The organism is Nocardioides sp. B129/18 (assembly GCF_055282735.1).
On record NZ_JBUZJI010000009.1, the window covers coordinates 47,638 to 73,600 of the forward strand.

General features: G+C 74.0%; 24 protein-coding genes and 1 pseudogene. 16 read left to right on the forward strand and 9 right to left on the reverse strand.

Annotated features, from left to right (window positions below):
* Positions 1-39 precede the first annotated feature (39 nt).
* Entirely contained in the window at positions 40-477 is a 438-nt protein-coding gene (locus ACZDWJ_RS08800; protein WP_463520568.1) for a VOC family protein, read from the reverse strand.
* Positions 478-519: 42 nt separating this feature from the next.
* On the opposite strand from ACZDWJ_RS08800, the gene ACZDWJ_RS08805 reads away from it, so the two are divergent.
* Complete coding sequence (locus ACZDWJ_RS08805; protein WP_463520569.1) at positions 520-1,305, forward strand: GNAT family N-acetyltransferase; 786 nt, start codon at positions 520-522, stop codon at positions 1,303-1,305.
* A gap of 12 nt (positions 1,306-1,317) precedes the next feature.
* Here the strand turns inward: ACZDWJ_RS08805 and ACZDWJ_RS08810 are convergent, their stop codons facing one another.
* Entirely contained in the window at positions 1,318-3,075 is a 1,758-nt protein-coding gene (locus ACZDWJ_RS08810; RefSeq protein WP_463520570.1) for a TIGR03767 family metallophosphoesterase, read from the reverse strand.
* A gap of 113 nt (positions 3,076-3,188) precedes the next feature.
* On the opposite strand from ACZDWJ_RS08810, the gene ACZDWJ_RS08815 reads away from it, so the two are divergent.
* A complete protein-coding gene (locus tag ACZDWJ_RS08815) occupies positions 3,189-4,358 on the forward strand; it encodes a glycosyltransferase family 4 protein (RefSeq protein WP_463520571.1) in 1,170 nt (389 codons plus the stop codon).
* 133 nt (positions 4,359-4,491) lie between these two features.
* On the opposite strand, the gene ACZDWJ_RS08820 is transcribed toward ACZDWJ_RS08815, so the two are convergent.
* From ACZDWJ_RS08820 to ACZDWJ_RS08840, 5 genes are all read right to left on the reverse strand, one after another.
* Complete coding sequence (locus tag ACZDWJ_RS08820) at positions 4,492-5,442, reverse strand: LOG family protein (protein ID WP_463520572.1); 951 nt, start codon at positions 5,440-5,442, stop codon at positions 4,492-4,494.
* Between the two features lie 44 nt (positions 5,443-5,486).
* Complete coding sequence (locus ACZDWJ_RS08825; protein ID WP_463520573.1) at positions 5,487-6,389, reverse strand: serine protein kinase RIO; 903 nt, start codon at positions 6,387-6,389, stop codon at positions 5,487-5,489.
* 213 nt (positions 6,390-6,602) lie between these two features.
* Positions 6,603-8,015 carry a rhodanese-like domain-containing protein gene (locus ACZDWJ_RS08830; RefSeq protein WP_463520574.1) on the reverse strand — a complete coding sequence of 471 codons (1,413 nt, stop codon included), beginning with the start codon at positions 8,013-8,015 and terminating at the stop codon, positions 6,603-6,605.
* 95 nt (positions 8,016-8,110) lie between these two features.
* Positions 8,111-9,496, reverse strand: coding sequence for an NAD(P)/FAD-dependent oxidoreductase (locus tag ACZDWJ_RS08835; protein ID WP_463520653.1), 1,386 nt, complete (start codon positions 9,494-9,496; stop codon positions 8,111-8,113).
* Positions 9,481-9,954, reverse strand: a complete 474-nt coding sequence (locus ACZDWJ_RS08840) for an Lrp/AsnC family transcriptional regulator (RefSeq protein WP_463520575.1) — start codon at positions 9,952-9,954, stop codon at positions 9,481-9,483. Before ACZDWJ_RS08840 ends, ACZDWJ_RS08835 begins: the two co-directional genes overlap by 16 nt.
* Before the next feature lie 151 nt (positions 9,955-10,105).
* Between ACZDWJ_RS08840 and ACZDWJ_RS08845 the strand changes: the two genes are divergently transcribed.
* From ACZDWJ_RS08845 to ACZDWJ_RS08895, 11 genes and pseudogenes are all read left to right on the forward strand, one after another.
* Entirely contained in the window at positions 10,106-11,308 is a 1,203-nt protein-coding gene (locus ACZDWJ_RS08845) for a polyamine ABC transporter substrate-binding protein (RefSeq protein WP_463520576.1), read from the forward strand.
* Positions 11,292-12,440, forward strand: a complete 1,149-nt coding sequence (locus ACZDWJ_RS08850; protein ID WP_463520577.1) for an ABC transporter ATP-binding protein — start codon at positions 11,292-11,294, stop codon at positions 12,438-12,440. Before ACZDWJ_RS08845 ends, ACZDWJ_RS08850 begins: the two co-directional genes overlap by 17 nt.
* Before the next feature lie 11 nt (positions 12,441-12,451).
* Entirely contained in the window at positions 12,452-13,303 is an 852-nt protein-coding gene (locus tag ACZDWJ_RS08855; protein ID WP_463520578.1) for an ABC transporter permease, read from the forward strand.
* Positions 13,300-14,100 (forward strand): ABC transporter permease, encoded by an 801-nt coding sequence (locus tag ACZDWJ_RS08860; RefSeq protein ID WP_463520579.1) that lies wholly within the window; start codon positions 13,300-13,302, stop codon positions 14,098-14,100. Before ACZDWJ_RS08855 ends, ACZDWJ_RS08860 begins: the two co-directional genes overlap by 4 nt.
* 163 nt (positions 14,101-14,263) lie before the next feature.
* A complete protein-coding gene (locus ACZDWJ_RS08865) occupies positions 14,264-15,646 on the forward strand; it encodes a serpin family protein (RefSeq protein WP_463520580.1) in 1,383 nt (460 codons plus the stop codon).
* Positions 15,647-15,681: 35 nt separating this feature from the next.
* Positions 15,682-16,341 (forward strand): tRNA (adenosine(37)-N6)-threonylcarbamoyltransferase complex dimerization subunit type 1 TsaB, encoded by a 660-nt coding sequence (tsaB, locus tag ACZDWJ_RS08870; RefSeq protein ID WP_463520581.1) that lies wholly within the window; start codon positions 15,682-15,684, stop codon positions 16,339-16,341.
* A 131-nt stretch (positions 16,342-16,472) separates the two neighbouring features.
* Positions 16,473-16,691 (forward strand): annotated as a pseudogene (locus tag ACZDWJ_RS08875) (GNAT family N-acetyltransferase); the annotation flags it as partial.
* 150 nt (positions 16,692-16,841) lie between these two features.
* Complete coding sequence (gene tsaD, locus ACZDWJ_RS08880) at positions 16,842-17,894, forward strand: tRNA (adenosine(37)-N6)-threonylcarbamoyltransferase complex transferase subunit TsaD (protein WP_463520654.1); 1,053 nt, start codon at positions 16,842-16,844, stop codon at positions 17,892-17,894.
* 120 nt (positions 17,895-18,014) lie between these two features.
* Positions 18,015-19,100: an S-(hydroxymethyl)mycothiol dehydrogenase gene (locus ACZDWJ_RS08885; protein WP_463520582.1), complete on the forward strand. Its 1,086-nt coding sequence runs from the start codon at positions 18,015-18,017 to the stop codon at positions 19,098-19,100.
* Positions 19,100-19,741, forward strand: coding sequence for an MBL fold metallo-hydrolase (locus tag ACZDWJ_RS08890; RefSeq protein WP_463520583.1), 642 nt, complete (start codon positions 19,100-19,102; stop codon positions 19,739-19,741). Before ACZDWJ_RS08885 ends, ACZDWJ_RS08890 begins: the two co-directional genes overlap by 1 nt.
* Before the next feature lie 155 nt (positions 19,742-19,896).
* A complete protein-coding gene (locus tag ACZDWJ_RS08895) occupies positions 19,897-20,403 on the forward strand; it encodes an SRPBCC family protein (protein ID WP_463520584.1) in 507 nt (168 codons plus the stop codon).
* A 30-nt stretch (positions 20,404-20,433) separates the two neighbouring features.
* On the opposite strand, the gene ACZDWJ_RS08900 is transcribed toward ACZDWJ_RS08895, so the two are convergent.
* The gene (locus ACZDWJ_RS08900) at positions 20,434-20,769 is read right to left on the reverse strand and encodes a hypothetical protein (protein ID WP_463520585.1); all 336 of its coding nucleotides are present in this window, start codon (positions 20,767-20,769) and stop codon (positions 20,434-20,436) included.
* A gap of 113 nt (positions 20,770-20,882) precedes the next feature.
* Complete coding sequence (locus ACZDWJ_RS08905; RefSeq protein ID WP_463520586.1) at positions 20,883-22,043, reverse strand: class I SAM-dependent methyltransferase; 1,161 nt, start codon at positions 22,041-22,043, stop codon at positions 20,883-20,885.
* 236 nt (positions 22,044-22,279) lie between these two features.
* Here ACZDWJ_RS08905 and groES point away from each other — a divergent pair, with 236 nt between their 5' ends.
* The 3 genes from groES to ACZDWJ_RS08920 all read left to right on the forward strand — a co-directional run bounded on the left by groES (position 22,280) and on the right by ACZDWJ_RS08920 (position 25,850).
* Positions 22,280-22,573 carry a co-chaperone GroES gene (gene groES / locus ACZDWJ_RS08910; protein ID WP_463520587.1) on the forward strand — a complete coding sequence of 98 codons (294 nt, stop codon included), beginning with the start codon at positions 22,280-22,282 and terminating at the stop codon, positions 22,571-22,573.
* A gap of 107 nt (positions 22,574-22,680) precedes the next feature.
* A complete protein-coding gene (gene groL / locus ACZDWJ_RS08915; protein ID WP_463520588.1) occupies positions 22,681-24,300 on the forward strand; it encodes a chaperonin GroEL in 1,620 nt (539 codons plus the stop codon).
* Between the two features lie 128 nt (positions 24,301-24,428).
* Complete coding sequence (locus ACZDWJ_RS08920; protein WP_463520589.1) at positions 24,429-25,850, forward strand: FAD-dependent oxidoreductase; 1,422 nt, start codon at positions 24,429-24,431, stop codon at positions 25,848-25,850.
* Positions 25,851-25,963: the final 113 nt, after the last annotated feature.

The following is a 25,963-nucleotide window of genomic DNA, read 5'->3' on the forward strand; positions in this document are numbered from 1 at the left end:
GGTGGCTCGCTCCTGAGTCTCAGGGGAGGGGGACGCCGTTCAGCCGATCCGCTCGGCCAGCGCCACGATGAGCCCCTCGGGGCCGCGCACGTAGGCCATCAGCCAGGCGCCCTCGTGCTCGCCGACCCCGCCGACGAGTCCGTATCCCTGCTCGGCGAGGCGGGCGACGATGCCGCGGAGGTCCTCGACCTCGAGGGCCAGGCTGCGCAGGCCGAGCTCGTGGGCGGGGGCGTCGGGGGAGCCGGGCAGCGGGGCGGGGCGCACGAAGCTGCTCAGCTCGATGCCCGTGCCGCCGCCGGGGGCTCGGAGCATGACGATCTCGGTGGCCGCTCCCTCGGAGCCGATGACGGTGTCGAGGAACGCGCCCTCGATGGGCGTGCGTCCCTCGACCTCCAGGCCGAGGGAGAGGAAGAAGTCGGTGACCGCGTCGAGGTCCCTGACGGTGACGCCGACGTGGTCGAAGCGGATCGCGGTCATGGGGCCAGCCTGCCCCTCGGAGCGCTGGATACGCTCCCTCGCATGGTGTCCTCGACCCTCGATCCCGCGCGCGTGCACGCCGCCAGCGCCGCCTGGGTCTTCGTGCCCGACGACGCCGTCGAGGTCAGCACCCCGGAGTATCGGCTGGTGTCCTACCCCTCCTGGCTCGGCGCCGGGGTCGAGCTGGTCTGGCTGGGTCCGCTGCGCCGCACCGTGCGGGTGGTCCTCGACGAGGTCCGTGAGATCGCGCTGGGCTGGGGCGTCGACGCGATGACCTGGTGGGTGCGCGGCGACCATCCACCGGAGTTCGAGCGGGAGGTGCTCCTGCGCGGCGGCACGCTCGTGAAGGAGGTGCAGGTGCTCGCGGCGCCGATCGCCGACGTGCTCGCGCGCCTCGACGCGCCCTCGGACGTCGAGGTGAGCGACGCGCTCGACCTCGCCGCGCTGCGGGAGGCCACCGACGTCGGCGCCCGCGCGTTCGGCACCCCGCGCCTGGACGAGGAGCAGCTGCGCGGCGTCCTGCAGGCCTCCGTCGACCTCCCCGAGGCCGTGTGGTGCCTGGCGCGGCGCGCGGGCCGGCCGGTGGGGTCGGCGGGCGCGACGATGGCCGGCGACGTCGTCCGGCTGTGGGGCGGCGGGGTCGACCCCGACGCCCGCGGGCTCGGCGTCTACCGCGCGCTGATCGACCACCGGCTGCGCTCCGGAGCGGCCGCCGGCGCCGACCTCGCCCTGGTCAAGGGGCGGGTCGACACCAGCGCGCCGATCCTGCGGCGCTGCGGCTTCGCCTCCTACGGCACCGAGCGCGGTCTGCGCCTTCCGCTGCGCTGAGCCAGCGGGAGGTCAGGCCCGCGCGGGCAGGGCCCGGGTGCGCGCGGACGTCGCGGCCCGGTACCCGGCGGGTGCGCGGACGAGCAGCTCGAGGTTGCGGGCGTCGACCTCACCGCGGAGGTCCTCGTCCTGCTCCTGCCAGTCGTTGGCCGCGAGGTCGCGGGAGAGACCGGCGAGCGCGAGCACGGTGTCGGTGCGGTTCGCCCCGTCGATGACGCCGGCGTGGTCGAGCATCGTGGTGAAGATCGAGAGCGTGCCGTCGGCGTTGTCGGCGACCTCGATGATGCGCGACTGCTGGGGCCAGTCGATGTGGGAGGCGGTGTTGATCTCCCACAGCCCGCCGCCGTCGGCGCGGGTGCGGGCCCACACCTGGTTCTTGTGGGTATGGCCGTTGACCCAGGCGATGACGCAGTCGTGTGCCAGCAGGGTGGCCAGCACCTCGGGCCCGAGCACGCGCGGCCCGAAGGTGCCGCCCGTGCCGATGAGCGGGTTGCCCATGGTGTCGGAGGTGTGGTGGCTGAAGACCATGACGAGGCGGTCGGCGGAGTCGGCGAGCACCTGCGTGAGCCACTGGTGCTGCGCGGGGTCGAGCGATCCGTCGGCGTAGCCGTTGGGGTTGACCGAGTCGAGCACGACGCAGCGGATGCCGTCGCGATCGAAGGTGTAGTAGGCGGTGCCGGTGCGACGGTTCTCGTCGGTGAACCCGTGGCCCACGGGCAGGCCGGCGGTGTGGAAGTGCTGCTCGACGACGGCGCCGCGGGTGAGCAGGCGGCGGTCGCGGTCGGGCGTCACGAGCCGGACGCCGGGCGTGAGCGCGATCAGCCCGAGCAGCGAGGAGATGTCGCCGCGGAGCAGCTGGAGCAGGTCGGCCTGGGAGACCCCGGGCGGCAGCGTCGTCAGCTTCAGCGGGCCGGTGGCCAGGGCGGTGAGGTGCAGCGTCTGGTCGGGGAAGTTGCCCTGCATGAGGCCGTCGTGGTTGCCGAAGGCGGCGTACCAGGGCATCGCGAGGCCCTGGGCCTTGAAGGGGCGACGGCAGGCGTCGAGGAGCCCGCGCACCAGCGGGAAGCCGTAGCGGCTGCGGGCGATGTCGCGCGGGGCCAGCAGGGGAGCGCCCTCGGGGTGCCAGTAGCGGGTGTCGTAGTAGAGCGGGTGGGAGTCCGAGACGCCCTCGTAGCGGGTGCGGCTGCCGGAGTCGGGGGTGACCGTCTGGCCGTCGAGGAGGTCGATGTTCCAGCGGATCTCGTTGTACTGGGAGTTGTCGGAGTTGTCGCCGGTCTGGATGGCGAAGGCCAGCGGCCGGCCGGTGACCGGTCCGACGGCCTGGGCGTTGACGGCCTGCACCATCGCCTCGGCGACGTGGGCGCTGAGCATCTCCTGCGGGCGGTAGCAGGAGGTGAGCAGCCCGGGCACCGGGTCGCCCGGACGCGACTGGTCCTCGAAGCGGTCGAGGAACTCCAGGCGGGCCGGCGACTGGGTGTCGATGATGTGGATGTCGGTGAGCTGGACGAACGCCGAGACGCTGCGGCGCACGTCGGCGCGGCCGGGAGCGGCGCTCGCGCCGAGGCCGGTGCGGACGGCGTGGACCTCGCCCGGCGCCGCGATGACCTTCCGCCAGCCGGTGGTGCCGGCGGGGGCGCGCACCAGCGTGCGGCCCAGCGTCGCGGGGGCGGAGGCGGCGCGTGCGGCGACGGTGCCGAGCCACTGGGGGAGGGCGGTGAGGGCCGTGAGCGCTGCGCCGGAGCCCAGCATCCGGCGACGGGAGAGAGCCATGGGCGGACTCTAGCCGTGACGGGCGTCACGCCACGAGCCATTCACAAGGCAGGCACGCGACGGCCACATCGGTGCCCTCGTCCGTTGACGCGGCGCTCCTAGCGTGACGGCACGTGACGAACCTGCACACGCTGCCCCGCAGCGGCGACCGCCTCCGGGTCCTCGTCGTCGCCGAGTCCTTCCTCCCCCAGGTCAACGGCGTCACCAACTCGGTGCGTCGGGTGCTCGAGCACCTGGCCGCCCAGGGCCACGACGCCGTCCTCGTGGCGCCCACCGGCCCCGACTCCTACGCCGGGTTCCCCGTGGTGCGCGCCCGTGGGGCGAACCTCCCCTTCTACCGCGACTTCCGCATCGGCCTGGAGACGCGTCGACGGCTGCGCACGGTGATGCTCGGCTTCGCCCCCGACGTCGTGCACGTGGCCTCGCCGGCGACCCTCGGCCACCAGGCCGTCCGCGCCGCCGAGGAGCTCGGCATCCCGACGGTGGCGATCTACCAGACCGACCTCGTCGGCTTCGCCGAGCGCTACGGCATCGCCGGCGGCGTCCGCGCGATGGCCGCGCTCACCCGCCGCATCCACGCCCGCGTCGACCGCACCCTCGCCCCCTCCACCGCCTCGCTGACGCAGCTGGAGGACCTCGGCATCGCGAACGTCGCGCTCTGGCCGCGCGGCGTCGACCTGGCCGGCTTCCACCCCGAGCGGCGCGACGACGTCCTGCGCGCCGAGCTCCTCGGCCGCCGGCCCGACCGTCTCCTCGTCGGCTACGTCGGCCGTCTCGCGCCGGAGAAGGAGCTGGAGCTCCTCGAGGTCATCGACCGCGACCCGCGCTACCGCCTGGTCATCGTCGGCGGCGGCCCCGAGGAGGAGCGCCTGCGCCGGATCCTCCCCGACGCCGCGTTCCTCGGCGTGCGCCACGGCGACGAGCTCGGCGCCGCCTACGCCAGCCTGGACGTCTTCGTGCACACCGGCCGCCACGAGACCTACTGCCAGTCGGCCCAGGAGGCGCTCGCCTCCGGCGTCCCGGTGGTCGCGCCGCGCAGCGGCGGGCCGATCGACGTCGTCGCCGAGGGCGCCGCGGGTCTCCTCTACCAGCCCGGTGACGCCGACGCCCTGGCCGCCCACGTCGACCGCCTCGCCCGCGACCCGCTCCTGCGCCGTCGCATGGGCCTGGCCGCCCGTCGCAGCGTCGAGCAGCGCTCCTGGGAGGCCGTCAACCGCGCGCTCGTCGCGCACTACCGCGACGTCGTCGGCACCCCGGCGCGGGCGGTGCGGGCCGCGGGCTGACCATCCACAGGAGTTCCCCGGCTGACCGGGGAACTTCTGGTTGGTCAGGGGAACTTGGGGGCCTCCACGCCCAAGTTCCCCTGACCAATCCCTGTGGACGACGCCGTCATCCCCAGGCGAGGCGGGGCGAACCTCAGGGCTCCAACAGGCGGGCGGCCTCGTCGACGTCGTCGACGAGATGCACCGAGCCGGCCATCGTGCGGTCGGCGGCCAGGGCCTGCAGCAGCGGCCAGACCGGGAGCTCCTCGGTCCAGTGCCGGCGGCCGACGAGCACCATCGGCGCCACGGCGTCGCCGGTGGCGTAGTAGTTCTCGCAGGCGTCCTGGAAGACCTCCTGGACGGTGCCGGCCGCGCCGGGGAGGAAGACGATGCCGCCGTCGCAGACCTCGAGCAGGATCGCCTCGCGGATGGCGTTGCGCAGGTACTTCGCGATCGCGGTGGGGAACGGCGACGGCGGCTCGTGGCCGTAGTGCCAGGTCGGGATCCCGAGGCTCGGGGCGCCGTCGGGCCAGCGCTGCAGGACCTCGCGGGCGCCCGCGAGCCAGGCGTCGATCGAGGGACGGAACGTCGGCACCGGGGCGAGCAGCGCCACGGCGGCGTGCAGGTCGGCGTCATCGTGCTCGGCCAGCCGGGCGCCCAGGCTCGCGGCCTCCATCGCGCCCGGCCCGCCGCCGGTCGCGACGACGTGGTGCCGCCCGAGGAGGTGCCCCAGGCGGGCGGCGTCGAGGTACGCGGGGTCGTCGCGGTCGACGGCGTGCCCGCCCATGACGCCGACGACGCGCCGGCCACCGGTGCGCTCCTCGGCGATCCACGCCTCCAGAGCCTGGTCGATCGCGTGGTCGTGCAGCGCGCCGGCGAGGGCGGCGGCCGGGGTGCGCGGCGCGCGCGCCCAGGCGTAGGCGCGGGCGTCGAGGGTGTCGGCGTAGGCGGGGGCGTCGTAGAGCTCGGCGGCGGTGTAGAGCCGGGTGCGGACGACGTCGAGCGGGGCCTCGGCGAGCGCGCCGTCGAGCAGGGCCGCGGCGTCGGTGCGGCCCAGGCCGCCCGCCGGCTCGACGTGCGCGACGCGTCCACGGGTGCGGGTCATGCCCCCACTGTGCCGCGTGCCGTCGAGCCGACGGTGGCCGGGCGTCACCAGGCCTGCGCGAGCAGCTCCCCGAGCAGCGCCTCCCCGTCGACCTCGAGGCCGCGGGAGGCGAACCAGCGCGCCATGTTCAGGCAGTCGCGCTGCAGCAGCTCGACGCCGTGCGGGTTCGCGAGGAGGTCGACGATCTGCGGCAGGTCGATGATCACCAGCCGCTCGCCGGCGGCGAGGGTGTTGTACGGCGAGAGGTCGCCGTGGACGAGCCCGGCGCGCGCCATCGTCCCCATCGCCTCGACGAGCTGCTCCCACCAGGTGGCCAGCAGGTGCTGGTCGGGGCGGCTCTGGGCCAGCCGGGGCGCGGTGATCGGCTCGCCGGTCGCCGGGTCGGCCACGCTGATCCACTCCATGAGGATCTCGGTGCCGTCGATCTGCACGGGGTAGGGGACGGGCACGCCGAGCGACCACAGCCGTCCCAGCGCCTCCCACTCCGCCCACGCCCACTGGCCGGCCGCCACCGAGCGGCCGTAGGCGCTCTTGCGGTCGAGGGCACGGGCGTCGCGGCTGCGGCGCTGGCGGCGGCCGTCGGTGTAGACCGCGGAGCGGTGGAAGTCGCGGTGCTCGGCGCCGCGGTAGCGCTTGGCGACCAGCATCGTCGACTCGCCCCGGGCCTCGGAGCCGGGGACGCCGCGGTGCACGAGGTGGGCCTCGGCCTCCTTGCCGGTCTTGAGGACGCCGAGCTCGGTGTCGACGGCGGCCTGGGAGGTGACGACCCAGTCGGGGCGGGGCTCAGGGCCGCGGCACAGCGGCTGGACCGCGAGCCAGGTCGACCAGCGCTGGTCGGGCTCGAGGTCGTCGAGGGCGGTGAACTCCAGCGCTGCGAAGGGATCGGCGCTGGAGGTGGGGCCGGAGGTGGGGGTGGGGCTAGAGGTGGAGCGGTGCTCCTGCTGCATGGTGGTGTCGCTCTCCGATGAAGGTGATGGGCAGGCCGAGGCCGAGGACCGTCATGGCTTCCTCCTCTTCACCGGCGCATCCCCTCCGGACGCGCGAACGCCGCCCAGTCTGCGTGAGACCGGACGGCGTGCGCACCTGGTTTTCGTCTCGCCTCGCGCGGGACCGAGACGCCCCGAGCCCAGAGGCCTGCAGCAGGGTTCAGGCAGCAGAGGTCAGGCGGCGACCTCGCTCTCGCGCACCACCGGCAGCGCGAGGTCGTGGACGCTCTCCCACCGGTCGTCGACGTGGACGACGTGGCGTCCGTGCCGCTCCAGCAGGCTGCTGACGAGCCCGGCGCGGTGACCGCTGCGGCAGTGCACCCACAGGACGCCCGGCGGCAGCTCGTGCACCCTCGACTCGACCTCGTGCAGCGCGAGCGGGATGGCGCCGGGCAGGTGGCCGGCCTCCCAGTCCTCGCGGGGGCGGACGTCGATGAGGACGGGCGCGGCGCTGGTGGCGTCGGCGAGGTCGAGCTCGGCGACGAAGGTGGCCCAGTCGGCGCGGCGGTTGCGGGCCGCGAGCAGCGGCTGCTCGGTGCGGGCGTCGGAGGCGGCGTCGACGACGTGGGTGCCGACGGCGTCGATGCCGAGGTCGGCGAGCGTGGCGACGGCCTCGGGCAGGAGGGAGGAGGAGTCGCTGAGCAGGACGATGTCGTCCTCCCAGGGCACCAGCCAGCCGACGTGCTCGGCGAGGCTCCCGGCGGCGCCGAGGCTCAGCGAGCCGGGCACGTGGCCGGCGGCGTGGGCGCGGGGGCCGCGCAGGTCGATGACCCAGGCGCCGCGGACGACGGCGTCGGTGACCTGGGCGGCGGTGGCCAGACGGGCGGTGCGCAGGCTGGCACGGCCGGCGCCGGCGCGGTTGAGCGGGGCGAGGTGCTGCAGGTGCGGGGAGGCGGGCGGCAGGGCCGCGAGGAGCTCGGTCACGAAGGTCTCCCGGTCGAGGAGGAGGGCGGGGTGGGCGCGCAGCTCGTCGGCGAGGGTCCCGGCGTCGCGGGCGGGCTCGCCGACGCCGGTACACAGCAGCGGCCCGGCGCAGCGGCTGCGGGGCGTGTGGGTGGGCAGGAGCCGGGTGGCGGGGTCGAGCTCGGCGAGGGCGCGGGCGGTCGTCCACTGCCGGGCCGCGAGGTCGCGGGTCAGGGCGGGGTCGACGAGGTCGGGACGGCCGACCGTGCCGGCCAGCAGGCTGCCGCCGCTGAGCAGGGCCGGCGCGATGCCGGGCTCGGGGGAGCGGACGAGGAAGGCCTGGTGGTGTCGGGTGTGGCCGGGGGCGGCGAGCACCTCGACCTCGAGACGACCCACGCGCACGACGTCGCCGTGACGCACGCCGACCCGCTCGAAGGAGACGGTCTCGTCGGCGGAGAGCAGGTGGTCCGCGCCGTGCCGCCGGGCGAGGATCAGCGCGCCGGAGAGGTGGTCCTGGTGCACGTGGGTGTCGGCGACGACGGTGATCTCGACGCCGGCCCGTGCGGCGGCGCGCTCGACCGGGCGCGGATCGCGCGGCGGGTCGACGACGAGCGCGTGCCGACCGTCGTGCACCAGGTGACAGCGGTTCCCCAGCTGGGGCAGGTCGATGACGACGATCTCCACTGGCTCTCCTGTAAGTCAACCAAGTTAGTGCAGTTATAGCACGGGTCGACGCCTCCCGCCCAGAGGTCGGCCGGACCGGGTGGGAGCGGGTGGGATCAGCCCAGCAGCGGCGCGACCGCGCGGGCCAGGACGGAGCGGCTGCGGGTCAGGCGCTCCTCCTCGTCGGCCCACGTCATCGCCCGCAGGCTGAGGTTGATGCCCAGCCAGCGCAGCGGCTCGGGCTCCCAGGCCGGGGAGCGGTGGTTCACCCACGGCAGCCGGGTGAGCTCGGTGTCGCGCTGCAGGACAAGGTCGCGCAGCGTGCGACCCGCCAGGTTCGTGGTGCTGACGCCGTCGCCGACGTAGCCGCCGGCCCACGCCAGTCCGGTGGCGCGATCGAGCCCGACGGAGGCCGTCCAGTCGCGCGGGATGCCGAGCGGGCCGCCCCAGGCGTGGGTGACGCGCGCGCCCGCGACGGGCGGGAGCATCTCGACCAGCGCGGCGTAGAGGCCGGCGAAGACGCGCTCGTCGCGGTCGAACTCCGGGCGCACCCGCGAGCGGAGGTGGTAAGGCGCGCCGCGTCCGCCGAAGACCAGCCGGTCGTCGGCGGTGCGCTGGCCGTAGACGATGAGGTGCCGGTGGTCGCTGAAGGTCTCGCGTCGCCGCAGCCCGATGCGCTCCCAGGTCTCGGGTGCCAGCGGCTCGGTGGCGATCATCAGCGAGTAGACCGGCACGAGGGTGCGCGCCTGGCCGCGCAGCGAGGGCGTGAACCCCTCGGTGGCGCGGACGACGACCTCGGCCCGCACGGTGCCGTGCGGGGTGCGGGCCCGGCCGGGCTCGATCGAGCGCACCCGGGTGCGCTCGAGGATGCGCACGCCGCGCCGCTCGACCGCCCGCGCGAGGCCGCGCACCAGGCGTGTGGGATGGATCGCGGCGCAGTCGGGGGTGTAGGTGGCCCCGCGGACGTCGGTGGCGGCCAGCACGCCGCGCGCCTCGGCGGCGTCGAGCAGACGCAGGTCGTCCTCGCCGCGGCCCCAGGCGCGGGCGGCGGCGACCTCGTCGCGGGCCCGGCGCCACTGCGGCCGGGTGCGGGCGAGCACGATCGTGCCGCCCAGTGCGGCGTGGGCGTCGATGCCCTCGGCCTCGGCGACGCGCACGACCTCGCGGACGCTGGCCCGCATCGCCTCGTGCTGGGCCAGGGCGCCGATGCGCCCGGCGGGGGAGAGCCCGGCGAGGGTGTCGAGGGAGGCCGGGAAGAGCGCGGAGCACCAGCCGCCGTTGCGGCCGCTGGCGCCGAAGCCGGCGGTCTCGGCCTCGAGCACGGCGATGCGCAGCGTCGGGTCGGCCTCGGCGAGGTAGTAGGCGGTCCACAGGCCGGTGTAGCCGCCGCCGACGATCGCGACGTCGACGTCGGGGTCGCCGGACAGCGGCGGGCGCGGCGCCGGCGGCAGCGCGGCGTCGTCGGCGGTCTCCTGCCAGAGGCTGGTCAGCGCACGCCCCAGGAGTAGGTCTGCTTGCGCAGCTGGAGGTACATGAAGGTCTCGGTGCCGACGACGCCGGGGATCGCGCGGATGCGGTTGCTCAGCAGCTCGAGGAGGTGGTCGTCGCTCTCGCAGACCACCTCGACGAGGATGTCGAAGGAGCCTGCGGTGACCACGACGTAGTCGACCTCGGGGAGCGCGGCCACGGCGTCGGCCACCGGCTCGAGGGCGCCGCTGACCCGCAGGCCGATCATCGCCTGGCGGTCGAAGCCGAGCTGGAGGGGATCGGTGACGGCCACGACCTGCATGACGCCGGACTCGATGAGGCGCTGGACGCGCTGGCGCACCGCCGCCTCCGAGAGGCCCACGGCCTTGCCGATGGCCGCGTACGAGCGACGCCCGTTCTGCTGGAGCTGGGCGATGATGGCCTTGGCGGTCTCGTCGAGCTCGGCGGGCGGCACGCGCTTGCTGGGCGACATGGGCAGAACCTACTCCGTGGGGCACCGGTGTGGCGGGATGCGGTCGCAACGACGCAATTCGTTGCGTTTTCGTTTCGTCTCGACGGATCCCTTGCTGCGAGGGGGCCTGCGTGACACGATCCGTGAACCCTGACCGGTTGGAAGGAGCCCGATGCCTGCTCTGGATCCCCGCACGGCCTCGGCCGCAGGCGGCCTGACCCGCCGACGCCTGCTCGGCACCGGCGGCGGCCTGGCCGTCGTGGGGGCGAGCGCGGCGGCGCTCAAGCTGCCCTTCTTCGGCGTCGAGGGGATCGTCCAGGACCCCGCGCAGTGCCGGGCCCGCGACGTCTCGGCCACCGACAAGCAGATGATCATCTCCAACTGGCCCGGCTACATCGACTCGCGCAGCAAGCCCAGCGGCACGCTGCAGACCTTCCAGCGCGAGACCGGCATCCGCGTCGGCTACACCGACGACGTCAACGACAACTCCGAGTTCTACGCCAAGGTGCGCAACCAGCTCGGCGGCTGCGAGCCGATCGGCCGCGACATCATCGTGCTCACCGACTGGATGGCCGCGAAGATGATCTCCTTCGGCTGGATCCAGCCCTTCGACGCCGGCTCGGTGCCCAACCTGCGCAAGAACCTCCTCGACGCCCTGCGGAACCGGCCCTGGGACCCCGAGCTGCGGTTCCACGCCCCGTGGCAGACCGGCCTCACCGGCATCGCCTACAACGCCACGAAGGTCAAGGAGGTCCGCAGCTTCTCCGAGCTGCTCACCCGCCCCGACCTCAAGGGCCGCGTCACGCTGCTCACCGAGATGCGCGACACGATGGGCTTCATGCTCAAGGTGCAGGGCGACGACCCCGCCGACTTCACCCGGGCCCAGTGGCAGAGCGCCGTCGAGCGGCTGCGCAAGGTCGTCGCGTCCGGCCAGATCCGCGCCTTCACCGGCAACGACTACACCCAGGACCTCGCCGCCGGGAACGTGCTGGCCTGCGAGGCGTGGTCCGGTGACGTCATCCAGCTGCAGGTCGACAACCCCGACATCAAGTTCGTCACGCCGGAGGAGGGCCTGGCCCTCTGGAGCGACAACATGATCATCCCCAGCGGCGCGCGCCATCAGGCCAACGCCGAGCGGTGGATCGACTACTACTACGACCCCGTCAACGCCGCGAAGCTCGCCGCGTACGTCAACTACATCTGCCCCGTCGAGGGCGCCCAGGAGGAGATGCGACGGATCGACGCCTCCCTGGCCGACAACCCGCTCATCTTCCCCGACGACGACATGCTGGCGGCCACCTTCGCCTTCATGGCGCTGAACGACCAGCAGCAGAACGAGTACGAGGGGGACTGGGCCGATGTCTCAGGCGGGTGACCGGACCGAGGGCCGCTACGACGGCCTGCGGCTGCGGGGGCTGACCAAGGAGTTCGCGGCGTTCACGGCCGTCGACCACCTCGACCTCGAGGTGCCGCGCGGCTCGTTCTTCGCGCTGCTGGGCCCCTCGGGCTGCGGCAAGACCACGACGCTGCGCATGGTGGCGGGACTGGACAGCCCGACGTCGGGCACCATCGAGCTGGCGGGGGAGGACATCACCGCCACGAAGGCCCACCAGCGTCCGGTCAACACCGTCTTCCAGTCCTACGCGCTCTTCCCGCACCTCGACATCTTCGAGAACGTCGCCTTCGGCCTGCACCGCCGGCGGCGCAAGGAGGTCGAGCGCCAGGTCACCGAGATGCTCGACCTCGTCGAGCTCGGCCCGCAGGCCCGCAAGCGTCCCGCCCAGCTCTCCGGCGGTCAGCAGCAGCGCGTCGCCCTGGCCCGGGCGCTGATCAACCAGCCCGAGGTGCTGCTGCTCGACGAGCCCCTCGGCGCCCTCGACCTCAAGCTGCGTCGCTCGATGCAGATCGAGATCAAGCGGATCCAGGTCGACGTCGGACTCACCTTCATCCACGTCACCCACGACCAGGAGGAGGCCATGACGATGGCCGACACGGTCGCGGTGATGAACAAGGGCGTCATCGAGCAGATGGGTGCGCCGGCCGAGCTCTACGAGAACCCGCGCTCGACGTTCGTCGCCAACTTCCTCGGCCAGTCCAACCTCATCGAGGGCGCGGTCGTCTCGCGCTCGGGCGACCTCACGGTCGTCGACATGCAGGGCGTCCAGGTGTCGGTGCCGTCCGGGCGCACCCACACCGACGGCGACAAGGGCTGGGTCGGCATCCGCCCCGAGAAGGTGCTCATCGGCGAGGAGGGCGAGGAGCTCGACGCCCCCGGCAACACCATCCCCGGCGGCGTGGTCTCCGACGTCAGCTTCGTCGGCGTCTCCACCCAGTACCTCGTGCGGATGCCGTGGGGGCAGGAGCTGCAGGTCTTCGCCCAGAACACCGGCCGCAGCCGGATCTTCTCGGTGGGCGACCGCGTCGAGCTGTCGTGGCGTCCGGAGTACGCCTTTCTGCTCGACATCTCCCAGGACGCCGACGCCGGCGCCCAGAAGGTCGACGCCTGAGCATGGCCGAGATGACGCGTCGCAAGGGCCTGACCGGCTACCTGCTGCTGGCGCCGGGCCTGCTGTGGCTCGGGGTCTTCTTCGTCATCCCGCTCTACTCGCTGGTGGCGACCTCGCTGTTCGACCCCTCGGGCTCGGACTCCGCCGGCTACTCCATGACCTACCACGGCTCGAACTACACCGACGCCCTGCGCACCTTCTGGCACCCGCTGCTGCGGGCGCTGCTCTACGGGGCCGGCGCGACCGCCCTGTGCCTGGTGCTCGGCTACCTGCTCGCGTACGCGATCGCCTTCAAGGCCGGCCGCTTCAAGTACCTGCTGCTGGTGCTCGTCGTCGCCCCGTTCTTCACCAGCTTCCTGCTGCGCACCCTCTCCTGGAAGCTGCTGCTGGCCGACGACGGCTTCATCGTGAACACCCTGCAGACGGTGCACCTGCTCGGCCCCGACGGACGGCTGCTCAACACCTGGGTCGCGGTCGTCGCGGGCCTGACCTACAACTTCCTGCCGTTCATGGTGCTGCCGCTGTTCGCCAGCCTCGACAAGATCGACCCGCGGCTCATCGAGGCCTCCAGCGACCTCTACGCCCACCCCGTCGTCGGGTTCTGGAAGGTCACCTGGCCGCTGTCGCTGCCCGGCGTGGTCTCCGGGACGCTGCTGACCTTCATCCCCGCCGTCGGCGACTACGTCAACGCCCGCCTGCTCGGCGGCCCGAACCAGAAGGTGATCGGCCAGGTCATCCAGAGCCAGTTCACCGACGCCGGCGACTACCCGTCCGCGGCGGCGCTCTCGGTGATCCTCATGGCCCTGATCCTCGCGCTGGTCGTCGTCTACGTCCGCCGCGCCGGGACGGAGGAGCTGCTGTGAGCTGGGTGCGTCGCCACGCCGTCATGGCCGGAGGACTGCTCGTCCTCCTCTACATGTTCGTCCCGATCTTCGTGGTCGTGCTGATGAGCTTCAACGACCCCGCGACCCGCAACGTCTACCGCTTCGACGGCTTCACCCTCGACAACTGGACGAACTTCTGCGGCGCCGAGGGCATGTGCGACGCGCTGTGGCGCAGCATCCAGATCGGCCTGCTGGCCACCCTCGTCGCGACGATCCTCGGCACGCTGGTGGCCTTCGCCCTGGTGCGGCACGACTTCGCCGGCCGCACCGCGTCGAACCTGCTGATCTTCATGCCGATGGCCTCGCCCGAGATCGTCATGGGCTCCTCGCTGCTGGCGCTGTTCGTCGCCACCGGCAACGGCGGTCGCCTCGGCTTCTGGACGATCCTCATCGCCCACGTGATGTTCTGCCTGTCCTTCGTCGTCGTCACCGTGCGCTCGCGGCTGGCCGGCATGGACGACACCCTCGAGCAGGCCGCCATGGACCTCTACGCCACCCCGGCGCAGACGTTCCTGCGCGTCACCCTGCCGCTGGTCTTCCCCGGCATCCTCGGCGCGGCCCTGCTGAGCTTCTCGCTCTCCTTCGACGACTTCATCGTCACCAACCTCAACGCCGGCACCACCACCACCTTCCCGATGTACGTCTACGGCGTCGCCCAGCGCGGCGTCCCCATGCAGGTCAACGCCGTCGGCACCGTCATGTTCGTGGTGTCGCTGGCGATCGTGGTGGTCGGCGAGGTCGGCTCGCGCCGTCGGGCGCGGGCGCTGGCGGGGTGACGGGGACGCAGAACTTCCCCGGCTGACCGGGGAACTTCTGGAAGGTCAGGGGAACTTGGGACCACTTTCGCCCAACTTCCCCTGACCAATCTCGCTTCCCTCCACAGCCGGAGAGCCCGACGAGCCGGGGAACCGATCCCCGGGCAGCCGCGTCGGAGCAGGCATGACGACCTCTCGGACGACCCCGCCCGCCGCCGACGCCCCGCTCGGACGTCGTCGCCTGCTCGCCCTCGCCGGGCTGGCCCTGCTGACGCCGTCGCTGGCCGCCTGCGTGAGCGGCGGACACACCGACGGTCCGGACGGCCCGGATCCGCGGGGGGCCGCGGGGGATGCTGGGGACATGTCCCTCGTCTCGGCCGACGCCACCCGCGCGACGCCCACCGATGCAGCGCTCGACGACGGCCGCGCGGCGGTCGCGGGCCTGGTCGCCGCCCTGTGGCCGCATCTGGGGCTCGGGGCGGACGCCAACGGCGCGGTCTCGCCGGTGTCGGTGACGCTCGCGCTGGCGATGGCCGCCGCAGGTGCTCGGGGCCGCACCGCGAGCGAGCTCACCGGCGTCCTGGGCGATCTGCCCGTCGAGCGGCTCACGGCGGGCGCCAACGCCGTCGCGCAGGACCTCGAGGGCCGCGCGGGGAGGATCGAGGGCGACCCCGACGAGCGCAGCATCGCGCTGGTCAGCGCCGACCAGGTCTTCGCCCAGCGTGACGTCGACTGGCAGGAGCCGTTCCTGCAGACCCTCGCCCGCGACTTCGGCACCGGCGTGCGCACGGTCGACTTCGTCGGCGACGCCGAGGGCGCGCGCACCGCGATCAACGGCTGGACCGCGGGGCAGACTCGCGGCCGGATCCCGCAGATCGTCCCCGAGGGCGTCCTGGACGCCGACACGCGGATGGTGCTGGTCGACGCGCTCTACCTCAAGGCGCCCTGGGCGACGCCGTTCGAGCGGGTCCGCACGCAGGACGCGCCGTTCGTCCTCGCCGACGGCACCCGCGTCCAGGTGCCGACGATGCGCGGCGCCGCCGGCCTCACCGGCCGCGGCGACGGCTTCGTCAGCGCGCAGCTGCTCTACGCCGGCAACCGGCTCGCGATGACGCTGGTGCTGCCCGACGAGGGCCGCGAGGACGACCTCGCCCGGCGTCTCGCCGACGGCGACCTCGCCACCCTGCTCGCCGTGAGCCCCGCCCCGGCCGACGTCGCCGTGCCGCGCTGGACGTTCCGTGCCCGGCTGCCGCTCACCGAGCCGCTGCAGGCCGCCGGCGTCCAGCGGGCCTTCACCGGCGAGGCGGACCTCTCCGCGATGACCACCCAGGAGCGGCTCGCGATCTCCTCGGTGCTCCACGAGGTGTTCATCGCCGTCGACGAGCAGGGCACCGAGGCCGCGGCGGCCACCGCGGTCGTCATGAGGGCCACGACGGGGATGGCGGGGGAGCGGCTGCGGCTCGACTTCGACCGGCCGTTCCTCTTCGTCATCCACACCGTCGACCGGCAGGCCCGCCCCGAGGCGACGGTGCCGCTGTTCCTCGGCTGGTGCGCTGACCCGCGGTGAGCCCGGACGCCGCCCGGCGTACTAGCCTCGGGCGCGTGCTGCTGACCTTCGACACCTCCACGCCGCAGGTGAGCGTGGCCCTCCACGACGGGTCCGACGTCGTCGCCGAGCGGGTCTCCGAGCAGCCGATGCGCCACGGCGAGCAGCTGATGCCGCTCGTCGACGCGGTGCTCGCCTCGGTCGACGCGCTGCGCCACGACCTCACCGCGATCGGCGTCGGCGTCGGCCCCGGCCCGTTCACCGGCCTGCGCGTCGGCCTGGTCACCGCCCGCACCCTCGCCCACGTGCTCGAGCTGCCGGTCTACGGCGTCTGCTCCCTCGACGTGCTCGCGCTCGAGGCCGTCGACCTCGGCGTCGTCGGCGGTGCCGCCGGCGGGTTCGCAGCCGCCTCCGACGCGCGCCGTCGCGAGGTCCACCTGGCCACCTACGACGACGCCGGCGCCCGGCTGGAGGGCCCGGTCGTGGGCCGCGCCGCCGACCTCGCGCCCGGCCTCGGCGGCCTGCCGGTCGTCGGGGAGGGCGCCACCCTCTACCCCGACGACCTGCGCGGCGTCGCCGGCTCCCCGCAGCGTCCCAGCGCCGGCTGGCTGGCCCGCGCGGTCGTCGGCGAGCTCGCCGAGCTGCGCGACCCCGAGCCGCTCTACCTGCGCCGCCCCGACGCCGAGGCGCCGGGCGCGCGCAAGCCGGTCTCGTGACGGCGCCCGTCGTCCGCCCGGCCGAGGCCGCCGACCTCGACGCCGTCATCGCCCTCGAGACCGAGAACCTCGGCCCCGACGCGTGGTCGCCGGCCCTGGTGGCCGACGGACTCGCCGGCGGGCTGCCGACGGTGCGCTACCTCGTCGCCGAGCTCGACGGGGTCGTCGTGGGGCACGCCGTGGCCAGCATCGTCGCCGACATCGCCGAGCTGCAGCGGATCTCGACGGCCCTGCACGCCCGGCGCCACGGCGTCGCCTCGGCCCTCCTCGACGCCGTCGCGACGCAGGCCCGCGCCGAGGGCGCCGACCGGCTGCTGCTCGAGGTGCGCACCGACAACGCCGCCGCCCTGGCCTTCTACGCCGCCCGCGACCTCGTCGAGGTCGACCGGCGGCCGCGCTACTACGCCGACGGCGCCACCGCCGTCGTGATGCGCCGCGGCCTGGGCCGCGGCTGGCGGATCCGCCGCGCCCACCAGCGTCCCGACCCCGGAGGAGCACGCATGAGCACCGACGAGCCCCTGGTCCTCGGCATCGAGACCTCCTGCGACGAGACCGGCGTCGGCATCGTCCGCGGCCGCACCCTGCTCGCCGACGCCGTCGCCAGCAGCGTCGAGGAGCACGCCCGCTTCGGCGGCGTCGTGCCCGAGGTGGCCAGCCGCGCGCACCTCGAGGCGATGGTGCCCACCATCGAGCGGGCCTGCGAGACCGCCGGCGTGCGCCTCGCCGACGTCGACGCCATCGCCGTCACCCACGGTCCGGGCCTCGCCGGCACCCTGCTGGTCGGCGTCGCCTCGGCGAAGGCGCTGGCCTGGGGCCTGGGCAAGCCGCTCTACGGCGTCAACCACCTGGCCTCGCACGTGGCCGTCGACCAGCTCGAGCACGGCCCGCTGCCCGAGCCGTGCATCGCGATGCTCGTCAGCGGCGGGCACTCCAGCCTGCTGCGCGTCACCGACGTCACCCTCGGCGTCGACCCGCTCGGCGCCACCATCGACGACGCCGCCGGCGAGGCCTTCGACAAGGTGGCCCGCCTGCTCGGGCTGCCGTTCCCGGGCGGTCCGCACATCGACCGCGCCGCCCGCGAGGGCGACCAGGTGGCCATCGACTTCCCCCGCGGCCTCAGCGCCAGGCGCGACCTCGAGCGGCACCGCTTCGACTTCTCCTTCTCCGGCCTCAAGACCGCCGTCGCCCGCTGGGTCGAGGCCCGCGAGCGCAGCGGCGAGCCGGTGCCGGTGGCCGACGTCGCCGCGTCCTTCCAGGAGGCCGTCTGCGACGTCCTGGTGCGCAAGGCGCTCGACGCCGCGCAGTCGCAGGGCATCGAGGACCTCCTCATCGGCGGCGGCGTGGCGGCCAACTCGCGGCTGCGGGCGCTGGCCGAGGAGCGGGCCCGGCCGCTGGGGATCCGGGTGCGGGTGCCGCGTCCGGGCCTGTGCACCGACAACGGCGCGATGGTCGCCGCGCTCGGCTCGGAGATGGTCGCCCGCGGCCGCACGCCGTCCTCGCTCGACCTCCCGGCCGACTCCTCGCTGCCGGTCACCGAGGTCCTCGCGGGCTGACCCCCGGCCGCGCGCCGGCGCGACGCCCGGGGGTGAGCAGACCGGCTTGGCGCCGCCCCTAGGGTGAGCCGTGAGCGTGGTCACGCCCGTGACCAGCGGAGACGCTTCCCAGGAGGATCCATGCAGCAGGTCCAGGCGATCGTGGCGCGCGCGAAGGGCGAGCCCGTCGAGATGGTCACGATCAACATCCCCGACCCCGGTCCGGCCGAGGCCGTCGTCCGCATCCAGGCGTGCGGGGTCTGCCACACCGACCTGCACTACCGCGAGGGCGGCATCAACGACGACTTCCCGTTCCTGCTCGGCCACGAGGCCGCCGGCATCGTGGAGTCGGTCGGCCCCGACGTCACCACCGTGGCCCCCGGCGACTTCGTCGTCCTCAACTGGCGCGCGGTGTGCGGCGACTGTCGCGCCTGCAACCGCGGCGAGCCGCAGTACTGCTTCGCCACCCACAACGCCACCCAGCGCATGACGCTCGAGGACGGCACCGAGCTGTCCCCGGCGCTCGGCATCGGCGCCTTCGCCGAGAAGACCCTCGTCGCCGCGGGCCAGTGCACCAAGGTCGACCCCGACGCCCGCCCGGCCGCCGTCGGCCTGCTCGGCTGCGGCGTCATGGCCGGCCTCGGCGCGGCCATCAACACCGGCGGCGTCACCCGAGGGAGGTCCGTGGCCGTCATCGGCTGCGGCGGCGTCGGCGTGGCCGCCATCGCCGGCTCCGCGCTGGCCGGCGCCGGCACGATCATCGCCGTCGACATCGACCCCCAGAAGCTCGAGAAGGCGAGGTCGCTGGGCGCCACCCACACCGTCGACTCCTCGAAGACGGACCCGGTCGCCGCCATCCAGGAGCTCACCGGCGGCAACGGCGCCGACGTCGTCATCGACGCCGTGGGTCGCCCCGAGACCTGGAAGCAGGCCTTCTACGCCCGCGACCTCGCCGGCACCGTCGTCCTGGTCGGCGTCCCCACGCCCGACATGACGATCCCCGAGATCCCGCTCATCGACGTCTTCGGCCGCGGCGGATCCCTGAAGTCCAGCTGGTACGGCGACTGCCTGCCCAGCCGGGACTTCCCGATGCTCGTCGACCTCTACCGCCAGGGCCGGCTCGACCTCGACGCGTTCGTCACCGAGGAGATCGCGCTGGGCGACGTCGAGGCCGCCTTCGAGAAGATGCACCACGGCAACGTGCTGCGCTCGGTCGTGGTGCTCTGATGGCCGGAGCCGTCCGAGTCGACCACGGCACCGCGTCGGGTGTCTTCAGCCTCGACGGCGAGACCCACCAGGTGGAGAACAACCTGTGGGTCGTGGGCGACGACGACGAGTGCGTCGTCATCGACGCCCCGCACGACGTCGAGGCGATCATGGCGCTGGTGGGGGAGCGGCGGGTCACCGCGATCCTGCTCACGCACGCCCACGACGACCACTGCCGCGCCGCCCCCGCGCTGCGCGAGCGCGTCACCGCGCCGATCCTGCTGCACCCCGACGAGCGGCCCCTGTGGGAGTACACCCACGGCGACGCCGAGACCTCCCAGCACCTGTGGGACGTCGACCTCGCCGACGGCCTGCAGATCACCGTCGGCTCCGGCGAGGGCGCCACGGTGCTCACCGCGATCCACACCCCGGGCCACGCCCCGGGCGCGATCTGCTTCCACGCGCCGTCCCTGGGCTGCGTCTTCACCGGCGACACCCTCTTCCACGGCGGCCCCGGCGCCACCGGCCGCTCCTTCTCCGACCGCCCGACCCTCGAGGCGTCGATCCGCGCGCGGCTCTGGGAGCTCCCTGACGACACCGTCGTGCACACCGGGCACGGTGAGGACACCACGATCGGGGCGGAGAGGGCGGCGCTGGGCTGAGGGGGGCAGCTTCCCCGGATATCCGGGGAAGCCGGACGTTGTCAGGGGAAGTCACCCCTGACGACGTCCCGTTCTCCCTGACCTGATCAGCCCTGCCGACGACGCAGACGGGCCGGACGCGCACGCGTCCGGCCCGTCTGCGTAGGGTCGAGGGCATGAGCGACGAGCAGCCGTCCGCGTCCGAGCGTCTCGAGGCCGACCGCGTCATCGCGGCGACGCCGGCGGAGGTGTTCGAGGTCCTCACCGACCCGCAGGGCCACGTCGACGTCGACTCCTCGGGGATGCTCCAGTCGGCGACGGGGGAGCGCGTGACGGCGGTGGGCGACACCTTCGTCGTCCACATGGACCGCGAGGCGCTCGGCGACATCCCCGAGATGGGCGAGTACGACGTCACCGTCACGATCACCGAGCTCGAGCCCGAGCGGTCCATCGCCTGGACGATCCTCGGTCGCATCCGGCCCCAGATCGGGCACACCTACGGCTACCGGCTCGAGGCGATCGAGCCCGCCGAGGACGGCTCGCCGCGCACACGCGTCACCAGCGTCTACGACTGGTCGCAGGCGCGCGAGGAGTGGCGGTCGATCTTCCCGGTCCTCAGCGCCCAGCACCTCAAGGCGACGCTCGGCATCCTGGCCCGCGAGGTCGCGCGCCGGAACCGCTGACCAGCCGCTGACCCGCGGGAGGCGGACGCCTCAGCGCGCGGGCAGGAACAGCCGGTGGACGAGCGGCTCCGCGGGCGCGGGCAGGTCGAGGGCCACGACGGCGGGTCCGGCCAGCACCGCACGCGGCAGCCGCACCCGCAGCACGCGGCGTCCGGCGGGGACGCCGTCCCACGCGTGCTCGGCGAGCACCTCGCCGTGGCGCAGCACCACCACCCGGACGACTCCGCCTCGCCCGGGCACGTCGACCTCGACGACCACCGCGCGGTGCCCCAGGCGCCGCCGGACCCGGATGCGCCGCACGGGCGCGTGGACGGGCTCCTGGGCGGGCGACGACGCCGGGGGACGGCGGTGGATCGCGATGGTCATGACGGGCTCTCGGACGTCTCGGGACGGCGGTGCCGTCCGGGGGTGGTGCTGACTGACGAGACGATCCTGCGACCGCGGGCTGTGGCCGGGCTGTGGGACAGCCAGGGGTCTGATCAGAGCGGCCGCACCAGCAGGCAGGTGCCCTCGCCGGCGACCCGCGTGAGCACGATCGTGGCCTCGGCGTCGCCGTGCAGGTCGAGGCTGCGACGCAGCTGCTCGGGCACCACCGCGACGCCGCGCTTCTTGATCGTCAGCCGCCCGACGCCGCGCTCGCGCAGCGCCGCGCGCAGCTGCTTCTCGCGGTAGGGGAGCGTCTCGAGCACCTCGTAGGCGCGCGAGTACGGCGTCGGCTCGGGGGAGTCGGTGGTGACGTAGGCGATGTGCTCGTCGAGCAGCCCGCCGTCCAGGCGCGCGGCCACGGCGGTGACCAGGCCGGCGCGGATGACGGCGCCGTCGGGCTCGTGGAGGTAGCGGCCCAGCGGCAGGACGGGCGCGCCGGGGTCGTCCTCGTCGGTGAGCGTGGCCAGGCCGTGGGCGCCGATGACGGTGGCGCGTCGGGCGGTCGTGGCCAGCCGGCCCGACCACAGGGCGGCCTCCTTGACCTCGCCGGCGTCGCTGACCCACTCGGCCTCGACGCCCTCGGGCACCAGCTCGTGGGGGATGCCGGGGGCCACCTTCGCGCAGGCGTCGCGCTGCAGCAGGCCGAGCACCAGCGACCAGGGCGGCGTCCAGTCGTCGGGGTCGAAGGTGCGGCCGCGGGCGCCGCGCCGGGCGGGGTCGACGAAGACGACGTCGAAGGGCGAGGGGTCGATCTCGGTCGCGTCAGCCACCTGCACGGCGCCGGGCAGGCCGAGGGCGGCGAGGTTCGCGCGGGCCACCTCGACGCGCAGCGGGTCGAGGTCGACGCCGGCCGCGACGACGCCGGCCTCGGCGGTCGCCATGAGGTCGCCGCCGATGCCGCAGCCGAGGTCGAGGACGGTGCGCGCCTCGAAGGCATGCAGGCGGGCGGCACGGTGCGCGGCGACGCGGCGACGCGTGGCCTGCTCGAGGCCGTCGGGGGTGAACCAGAGCCGGGCGGCGCGCTCGCCGAACTTCGCCTCGGCGCGGCCGCGGAGCTCGAGCTGGGTCAGCGCGGCGGCGACGTGCGCGGGGTCGGCGTGACGCCGCAGCTCGGTCTGGACGCGCAGCGGCGGCTGGTCGGCCAGGTCGGCCGCGCGCTCGAGCAGGGCGGCGCCGTCGTCGGTGAGCAGCCAGCGGAAGGCGTCGAGGTCCACGCCGGGGATCCTCCCAGACGCCCCGTCGTCATCTGCGCGGCGCCGGCCGGTCCGACCGATCGGGGGCGCTCTGGCACTCAGTGGGGGTGAGTGCTAGTTTCTGACTGGCACTCTCCCCGTGAGTGTGCCAGCGCCTGCCGATCCGGTGCGACCCCCGCGACGGCGTCCCGGCACTCAGCAGGCACCAGACGTCGTTCCACCACTCACTGACATCGCGAAAGCAGAGGTCGATCTAAGTGTCGGTCAACATCAAGCCGCTCGAGGACCGCATCGTCGTCAAGCCTCTCGAGGCCGAGCAGACCACGGCGTCCGGCCTGGTCATCCCGGACACCGCCAAGGAGAAGCCGCAGGAGGGCGAGGTCGTCGCCCTGGGTCCGGGTCGCATCGACGACAACGGCAACCGCGTGCCGCTCGACGTCGCCCTCGGCGACAAGGTCATCTACTCCAAGTACGGCGGCACCGAGGTCAAGTACGCCGGCCAGGAGTACCTCATCCTGTCCGCCCGCGACGTCCTCGCGGTGGTCTCCTGACCTGACCCCGTGATCGAGCCGGCCCCGCCGGCTCGATCCGCCGGTCTCCGCCCGGGCCGCGACCACGCGGCCCGGGCGCACCCGTTCCCAGCTAGGAGAGAAGCCAGATGCCCAAGATCCTGGAGTTCGACGAGAACGCGCGGCGCGCGCTCGAGCGCGGCGTCGACGCGCTCGCGAACGCCGTCAAGGTCACCCTCGGCCCCAAGGGCCGCTACGTCGTCCTCGACAAGAAGTGGGGCGCGCCGACCATCACCAACGACGGCGTCACCGTCGCCCGTGAGATCGAGCTCGACGACCCCTTCGAGAACCTCGGTGCGCAGCTCACCAAGGAGGTCGCCACCAAGACCAACGACGTCGCCGGCGACGGCACCACCACCGCCACCGTGCTCGCCCAGGCGATGGTCCACGAGGGCCTGCGCGCCGTCGCGGCCGGCGCCAACCCGATGGGTCTCAAGCGAGGCATGGACGCCGCGGCCGCCGCCGTCGGCGAGGCCCTGCGCTCCGCCGCCCGCGAGGTCGACTCGGTCGAGGACATGGCGTCCGTCGCCACGATCTCCAGCCGCGACGCCCACATCGGCTCGCTGCTCTCGCAGGCGTTCGACAAGGTCGGCAAGGACGGCGTCATCACCGTCGAGGAGTCCAACACCATGGGCACCGAGCTCGACTTCACCGAGGGCATGCAGTTCGACAAGGGCTACCTCAGCCAGTACTTCGTGACCGACCCCGAGCGGATGGAGGCCGTCCTCGACGACCCCTACATCCTGCTGCACCAGGGGAAGATCTCGGCCGTCGCCGAGCTGCTCCCGCTGCTGGAGAAGGTCATCCAGTCCGGCAAGCCGCTGTTCATCCTCGCCGAGGACGTCGACGGCGAGGCGCTCTCGACGCTGGTCGTCAACAAGATCCGCGGCACCTTCAACGCCGTCGCGGTGAAGAGCCCCGCCTTCGGCGACCGCCGCAAGGCGATGATGCAGGACATCGCGACCCTCACCGGCGGCACCGTCGTCGCCCCCGAGGTCGGCCTCAAGCTCGACCAGGTCGGCCTCGAGGTGCTGGGCCAGGCCCGCCGCGTCGTGATCACCAAGGACGACACCACCATCGTCGAGGGCGCGGGCGACCCCGCCGCCGTCGAGGGCCGCGTCGCCCAGATCAAGGCCGAGATCGAGTCCACCGACTCCGACTGGGACCGCGAGAAGCTGCAGGAGCGCCTGGCCAAGCTGGCCGGCGGCGTCTGCGTCATCAAGGTCGGCGCCGCCACCGAGGTGGAGCTGAAGGAAAAGAAGCACCGCATCGAGGACGCCGTCTCCGCGACGCGCGCCGCGATCGAGGAGGGCATCGTCCCCGGCGGCGGCTCCGCGCTCATCCACGCGGTCTCCGTGCTCGAGGACGAGCTCGGCCTCACCGGTGACGAGGCTGCCGGCGTGCGCATCGTGCGCAAGTCCGCCGACGAGCCGCTGCGCTGGATCGCCGAGAACGGCGGCGAGAACGGCTACGTCGTCACCTCCAAGGTGCGCGAGCTCGGCGTCGGCCAGGGCTACAACGCCGCCACCGGCGAGTACGGCGACCTCGTCGCCCAGGGCGTCCTCGACCCCGTCAAGGTCACCCGGTCGGCGCTGATCAACGCCACCTCCATCGCGGCGATGCTGCTCACCACCGAGACCCTGGTGGTGGACAAGCCCGAGGAGGAGGAGCCCGCCGCGGCCGGTCACGGCCACGGTCACGGCCACTGATCTCCCGCTGATCGGTCGCTGATCGACCTGCTCCACCTGACGCCCCCGTCCCGGTCCGCCGGGGCGGGGGCGTCGGCCGTCCCCGCCCGGATGGGCTGGTCGCGACGACCGCTGGCTAGCGTGAGGTCATGAGCGCCTCGGGAGACCCTGTCCGCGTCGTCGTGATCGGGGCCGACGCCGCCGGCATGAGCGCCGCCCACCAGCTGCTCCGCACGGCGAGGGCGCGCGAGGTCGGCGTCGAGATCGTCGCCCTCGAGAGCACGCAGCACACCTCCTACTCCGCCTGCGGCCTGCCCTACTGGGTGGCCGGCGACGTCGGGTCCGGCGACGACCTCGTCGCCCGCGACCCCGAGGCCCATCGCGCGGCCGGCATCGACCTGCGCACCGGCGTCACCGGCGTCGGCGTCGACCTCGAGCGCCGGGTGGTGCGTGCCCGCGACGCGGCCGGCGTCGAGAGCGAGCTGCCCTACGACGAGCTGGTGCTGGCCACCGGCGCCGAGCCCCGCGTCCCCGCGTGGGCGCGCGCCGCCGACGGCGCGCTCGTGCCGGGCGTCCTGCCCCTGAAGACCCTCGACGACGGCGCCCGCTGGCGTCATCTCCTCGACGCCGCGCTCGCCGACGGTCGACCGCCGCGTGCGGCCGTGGTCGGCGCCGGGTACATCGGCGTCGAGATGGCCGAGGCGCTGCTGCGTCGCGGCTGCCAGGTCACCGTGCACGCCGCCGAGGAGCTGATGCCGGGCTTCGAGGAGCCGGTGCGCGAGCGCATGCGCACCACCCTCGAGGACGCCGGGGTCGAGGTCGTCGAGGGCAGCCGCGTGGAGTCCCTCGAGGTCGACGGCGCCGGCGCCGTGCGGGCCATCGCCTCCGCGCGCGCCCGCACCGAGGTCGACCTGGTGGTCCTGGCCGCCGGCGTCGTCCCGCGCACCGACCTCGAGGTCGTCGGCGGCACCCTCCCGCGCGGCGCCTCGGACGCGTGGGAGCCCGACGACACCGGCCGTCTCGCGCCCCACGTGTGGACCGCCGGCGACTGCTCCACCGTCGCCCACCGGCTCCTCGGGCGGCGGGTCTTCCTGCCGCTGGGCACCCACGCCAACAAGCAGGGTCGCGTGGTCGGCACGAACGTCGTCCCGGCCGCCGACGGCGGGACCGCCCGCTTCGGCGGCGCGCTCGGCACCGCGATCACCCGCTTCGCCGTCGGCGAGCACCACCTGGAGGTCTCGCGCACCGGGCTGGGCGAGGCCGAGGCCCGCGAGGCCGGGTTCACGCCGGCGTCGCTGCTCACCGAGGGCACCACCATCAGCGGCTACCTCCCCGACGCGCAGCCGGCCGCCGTCTGGGTGCTCGCCGACGCCGTCACCCGCCGCCTCCTCGGCGTCCAGATCGCCGGCGGCGACGGAGCGGCCAAGCGCATCGACGCCGCGGCCGTCGCGCTGTGGATGGGCGCCACCGTCGACGACCTCGCCGGCATGGACCTCTCCTACGCCCCGCCCTTCGCCACCACCTGGGACGTCCTGCAGATCGCGGCCCGCCGCCTCGCCGACCGGCTCTGATCCGGAGCTGACCCGGAGCTGACCCGGAGCTGACCCGGAGATGACCCGGCCCCCGAGCCGGATCTGTTAGCACCGGCGAAACACCGCCGACCACGACGCGCAACACCGCGCGG

What these genes read in the sequence shown, in the direction of transcription:
- ACZDWJ_RS08800 (WP_463520568.1), bottom strand. Translation starts at nt 477, where the DNA reads ATGACCGCGATCCGCTTCGACCACGTCGGCGTCACCGTCAGGGACCTC.
- ACZDWJ_RS08805 (WP_463520569.1), top strand. Translation starts at nt 520, where the DNA reads ATGGTGTCCTCGACCCTCGATCCCGCGCGCGTGCACGCCGCCAGCGCC.
- ACZDWJ_RS08810 (WP_463520570.1), bottom strand. Translation starts at nt 3,075, where the DNA reads ATGGCTCTCTCCCGTCGCCGGATGCTGGGCTCCGGCGCAGCGCTCACG.
- ACZDWJ_RS08820 (WP_463520572.1), bottom strand. Translation starts at nt 5,442, where the DNA reads ATGACCCGCACCCGTGGACGCGTCGCGCACGTCGAGCCGGCGGGCGGC.
- ACZDWJ_RS08825 (WP_463520573.1), bottom strand. Translation starts at nt 6,389, where the DNA reads ATGCAGCAGGAGCACCGCTCCACCTCTAGCCCCACCCCCACCTCCGGC.
- ACZDWJ_RS08840 (WP_463520575.1), bottom strand. Translation starts at nt 9,954, where the DNA reads ATGTCGCCCAGCAAGCGCGTGCCGCCCGCCGAGCTCGACGAGACCGCC.
- ACZDWJ_RS08845 (WP_463520576.1), top strand. Translation starts at nt 10,106, where the DNA reads ATGCCTGCTCTGGATCCCCGCACGGCCTCGGCCGCAGGCGGCCTGACC.
- ACZDWJ_RS08850 (WP_463520577.1), top strand. Translation starts at nt 11,292, where the DNA reads ATGTCTCAGGCGGGTGACCGGACCGAGGGCCGCTACGACGGCCTGCGG.
- ACZDWJ_RS08855 (WP_463520578.1), top strand. Translation starts at nt 12,452, where the DNA reads ATGACGCGTCGCAAGGGCCTGACCGGCTACCTGCTGCTGGCGCCGGGC.
- ACZDWJ_RS08865 (WP_463520580.1), top strand. Translation starts at nt 14,264, where the DNA reads ATGACGACCTCTCGGACGACCCCGCCCGCCGCCGACGCCCCGCTCGGA.
- tsaD (WP_463520654.1), top strand. Translation starts at nt 16,842, where the DNA reads ATGAGCACCGACGAGCCCCTGGTCCTCGGCATCGAGACCTCCTGCGAC.
- ACZDWJ_RS08885 (WP_463520582.1), top strand. Translation starts at nt 18,015, where the DNA reads ATGCAGCAGGTCCAGGCGATCGTGGCGCGCGCGAAGGGCGAGCCCGTC.
- ACZDWJ_RS08890 (WP_463520583.1), top strand. Translation starts at nt 19,100, where the DNA reads ATGGCCGGAGCCGTCCGAGTCGACCACGGCACCGCGTCGGGTGTCTTC.
- ACZDWJ_RS08895 (WP_463520584.1), top strand. Translation starts at nt 19,897, where the DNA reads ATGAGCGACGAGCAGCCGTCCGCGTCCGAGCGTCTCGAGGCCGACCGC.
- ACZDWJ_RS08900 (WP_463520585.1), bottom strand. Translation starts at nt 20,769, where the DNA reads ATGACCATCGCGATCCACCGCCGTCCCCCGGCGTCGTCGCCCGCCCAG.
- groL (WP_463520588.1), top strand. Translation starts at nt 22,681, where the DNA reads ATGCCCAAGATCCTGGAGTTCGACGAGAACGCGCGGCGCGCGCTCGAG.
- ACZDWJ_RS08920 (WP_463520589.1), top strand. Translation starts at nt 24,429, where the DNA reads ATGAGCGCCTCGGGAGACCCTGTCCGCGTCGTCGTGATCGGGGCCGAC.